The organism is Streptomyces laculatispora (assembly GCF_017353455.1).
Taxonomy (GTDB): Bacteria; Actinomycetota; Actinomycetes; order Streptomycetales; family Streptomycetaceae; genus Streptomyces; species Streptomyces laculatispora.
The window spans coordinates 1-3,840 of record NZ_JAFMPZ010000438.1 but is presented as its reverse complement, the minus strand read 5'-3'; the positions used below and the strand labels follow the sequence as shown (position 1 = coordinate 3,840).

The 3,840-nt window shown below is 71.2% G+C and carries 4 protein-coding genes; 3 read left to right on the top strand and 1 reads right to left on the bottom strand.

Going from position 1 to position 3,840, the window contains the following annotated elements; translation table 11 throughout:
- The 3 genes from J1C73_RS21545 to trxA form a co-directional block, all read left to right on the top strand.
- A partial coding sequence (locus J1C73_RS21545; protein ID WP_207317863.1) for a cation:dicarboxylate symporter family transporter occupies positions 1 to 401 on the top strand: 401 nt, incomplete at its 5' end.
- Between the two features lie 159 nt (positions 402 to 560).
- Positions 561 to 965, top strand: a complete 405-nt coding sequence (locus J1C73_RS21540) for a MerR family transcriptional regulator (RefSeq protein ID WP_123461731.1) — start codon at positions 561 to 563, stop codon at positions 963 to 965.
- Between the two features lie 3 nt (positions 966 to 968).
- Positions 969 to 1,310, top strand: a complete 342-nt coding sequence (gene trxA / locus J1C73_RS21535) for a thioredoxin (protein ID WP_207317862.1) — start codon at positions 969 to 971, stop codon at positions 1,308 to 1,310.
- 49 nt (positions 1,311 to 1,359) lie between these two features.
- Here the strand turns inward: trxA and glgB are convergent, their stop codons facing one another.
- The gene (glgB, locus tag J1C73_RS21530) at positions 1,360 to 3,807 is read right to left on the bottom strand and encodes a 1,4-alpha-glucan branching enzyme (protein ID WP_307797761.1); all 2,448 of its coding nucleotides are present in this window, start codon (positions 3,805 to 3,807) and stop codon (positions 1,360 to 1,362) included.
- Positions 3,808 to 3,840: the final 33 nt, after the last annotated feature.

Here is a 3,840-nt window from a genome sequence, read left to right as displayed (position 1 = left end):
CGGGTGACCCGCTGAGCATCGGCGAGCAGATCTCGCTGCTTGCCTTCATGGTCATCGCCTCGAAGGGTGCGGCGGGCGTCACCGGCGCCGGTCTCGCCACACTCGCGGGCGGCCTCCAGTCGCACCGCCCCGATCTGGTCGACGGCGTCGGCCTGATCGTCGGCATCGACCGGTTCATGAGCGAGGCCCGCGCCCTGACGAACTTCGCGGGCAACGCGGTCGCCACGGTCCTGGTCGGCACCTGGACCAAGGAGATCGACAAGGAACGTGTGGACCAGGTCCTGGCCGGCGCGCTCCCCTGGGACGAGTCGATGCTCAGCGTGGACGACGTGCACGGCGGCGGGCCGGACGTCCCCGAGCCGCGCGAGGGCGAGCGCGAGGTCTCGATGACGAAGGCCTGAGCACCCCGGGCACGGGAGGACCCGAAGCCCCTCAGCACCCCATGCACGCCGGGCCGGTACGGGAACCCCGTACCGGCCCGGCGTGTGTCCGCGCTCGCGCCGGCCCCTGCCCGATCCGGCGCTTGCCTTGACGCCGACGTCAAGGATTACCGTCGAGGTATGCGAATCGGGGAGCTGGCCGAGCGGGCCGGAACGACGACGCGGACTCTGCGCTACTACGAGTCGCGCGGGCTGCTGCCCACGCGGCGGGCGGAGAACGGCTACCGCACCTACGACGAGGGCGATCTGCGGCTGCTCCAGCAGATCCGGACCCTGCAGGACTTCGGGTTCGACCTGGAGGAGACCCGGCCCTTCGTCGAGTGTCTGCGGGCCGGCCATCCGGCCGGTGACGCCTGCCCCGCCTCCCTCGCCGTCTACCGGCGCAAGCTCGGCGAGCTCGACTCGCTCATCGAGCAGCTGCGGACGGTCCGTACGGAGGTGGGCGCCCAGCTGGCCCGCGCCGAACTGGAGGCGTCGTCCGACCTGCCCGGCGGCCCCGAACCACGATGCGAACTGGGAGGATGACAGATGATCCAGGTGGAGGGCGTTGCCGAGGTCACCGACGAGAGCTTCGACGGGGAGGTGCTGGGGGCCGGACTCCCCGTCCTCGTCGAATTCACCGCCGACTGGTGCGGACCGTGCCGCCAGCTCGCCCCCGTGCTGGGAGCGATCGCGGCCGAGGAGAGCGAGCGCATCAAGATCGTCCAGATCGATGTCGACCGGAACCCCGGGATCACCTCCCGGTACGCGGTGCTGTCGACGCCGACCCTGATGGTGTTCCGGTCGGGTGAGCCGGTGAAGTCGATGGTCGGCGCCCGGCCGAAGCGCCGGCTGCTCCAGGAGCTGGAGGACGTGTTCGAGGCGGTGTGAACAGGCGGGCCCCGCAGGCGTGATCACGCCCGCGGGGCCCGCCCGTCGCTCACGCCGGCTTGAACCATACCGTCGCCAGCGGCGGCAGCGTCAGTGCCACGCTCGTCGCCCTGCCGTGGAACGGTACGGCCTCCGGCTTCAGCGGTTCGTCGTTGCGTACGTCGCTGCCGCCGTACCGCCCCGCGTCCGTGTTCAGGACCTCCGTCCACGCCTCCGGGCCGTCCGGCACCCCGATCCGGTAGTCGTGGCGGACCACCGGCGAGAAGTTGCAGACGGACAGCAGCGGTGAGCCGTCCGCGTCGAAGCGCAGGAAGGCGAAGACGTTGTCCTCGGCGGCGTCCCCCGCCACCCAGGCGAACCCCTCCGGAACGGTGTCGCGCTGCCAGAGCGCCGGAGTCGCCCCGTACACCGTGTTCAGATCGCTGACCAGGGTCCGGACGCCCCGGTGGTCGCTCTCCGCCGCGTACGACGGATCGAGCAGCCACCAGTCCGGGCCGTGGCCCTCCGACCACTCCGCCCCCTGGGCGAACTCCTGCCCCATGAACAGGAGTTGCTTGCCCGGGTGGGACCACATGAAGCCGAGGTAGGCGCGGTGGTTGGCGCGCTGCTGCCACCAGTCGCCGGGCATCTTGCTGACCAGCGACCGCTTGCCGTGCACGACCTCGTCGTGCGAGATCGGCAGCACGTAGTTCTCGCTGTACGCGTACACCATCGAGAAGGTCATCTCGTTATGGTGGTACTTGCGGTGCACCGGCTCCTTGGCCACGTACTCCAGCGAGTCGTGCATCCAGCCCATGTTCCACTTCAGCCCGAAGCCGAGCCCGCCGAAACCGCCGGGACCGACGTGGTGGGTGGCGCGGGTGACACCGTCCCAGGCGGTGGACTCCTCCGCGATGGTGACGACGCCGGGACTGCGCCGGTAGACCGTGGCGTTCATCTCCTGGAGGAAGGCGACGGCGTCCAGGTTCTCCCGGCCGCCGTGCTCGTTCGGAGACCACTCGCCCTCCTCGCGCGAGTAGTCGAGGTAGAGCATCGAGGCGACGGCGTCGACCCGCAGCCCGTCGATATGGAACTCCTCGCACCAGTAAGTGGCGTTGGAGACGAGGAAGTTGCGCACCTCGGTTCGGCCGAAGTCGAATTCGAGGGTGCCCCAGTCCGGATGTGCGGCCCGCTGCGGGTCCGAGTGCTCGTACAGCGGCCGGCCGTCGAACTCGGCGAGCGCCCACTCGTCGCGCGGGAAGTGCGCGGGCACCCAGTCGACGATGACGCCGATCCCGGCCCGGTGCAGCGCGTCGACCAGGAAGCGGAAGTCGTCCGGTGTGCCCATCCGGGAGGTCGGGGCGTAGAAACCGGTGACCTGGTAGCCCCAGGAGCCGCCGAAGGGGTGTTCGGAGACCGGCATCAGCTCCACATGCGTGAACCCCAGATCACGTACGTACGCGGGGAGTTGCTCGGAGAGCTGGCGATAGGTGAGACCGGGGCGCCAGGACGGCAGGTGCACCTCGTAGACGGACAGCGGCGCCTCGTGCACCGGGACGTCCCCGCGACGGGCCATCCACTCCTGGTCCCGCCAGACGTGGTGCGCGGCCGTCACGACCGAGGCGTTGGAGGGCGGGACCTCGGCGTGGCGGGCCATCGGGTCGGCGCGCAGTGTGTGCGAGCCGTCCGGGCGGCAGATGTCGAACTTGTAGAGCGCACCCTCCTTGATCGCGGGCAGGAACAGCTCCCACACCCCGGTGGAGCCGAGCGAACGCATCGGGAACCCGGTGCCGTCCCAGTAGTTGAAGTCACCCGCGACGCGAACCCCCCGGGCGTTGGGGGCCCAGACGGTGAACCGGGTGCCGGTGACGCCCTGGTGCTCCATCGGCTGGGCACCCAGCGCGGTCCACAGCTCCTCGTGCCGGCCCTCGCCGATCAGATGCAGATCGAGATCGCCGAGCGCGGGCAGGAAGCGGTACGGGTCCTGGACCTCGATCTCGTTGTCCTGGTAGGAGACCAGGAGCTGGTACTCGGGGACCGACGGCATCGGCAGCAGCCCGGAGAAGAAGCCGTCGCCGTCCTCGTGCAGTTCGGCCCGGAGCCCCTTGGCCAGCACGGTTACGGACCGCGCGAAGGGCCGCAGCACCCGGAACGTCACCCCGCCGCGGATCTGGTGCGCGCCGAGCAGGTCGTGCGGGGCGTGGTGCTCACCCGCCAGGAGCCGGGCCCGGTCCCCGTCGTCCAGGGTGCGGGCGGGGCGGACCCCCTGACCGCCGCCGGCGCGGCGGGGATGCGGCGGGGCCGCCGCCCGGCTCTCCCGCTTGGCGGGCGCGTTCGCGGTGACCGGCGCGGTGACCGGATCGGGGGCCGGGGCGCTCGCTTCCACCGGTGCGAGGGTCCCGGTGGCCGGGCCTGCGGCGGTGGCGTCCGCATGCTCGGCGGGTGCCGCCAAGAGAGCGGCTTCGGAGGTGGTCGGAGCGGGATCGGGCGCTTTGCTGGACGGCTTGCGGGCGGTCACAGGGACAGCCTCCTCGGGGGGTATGGATGGGGC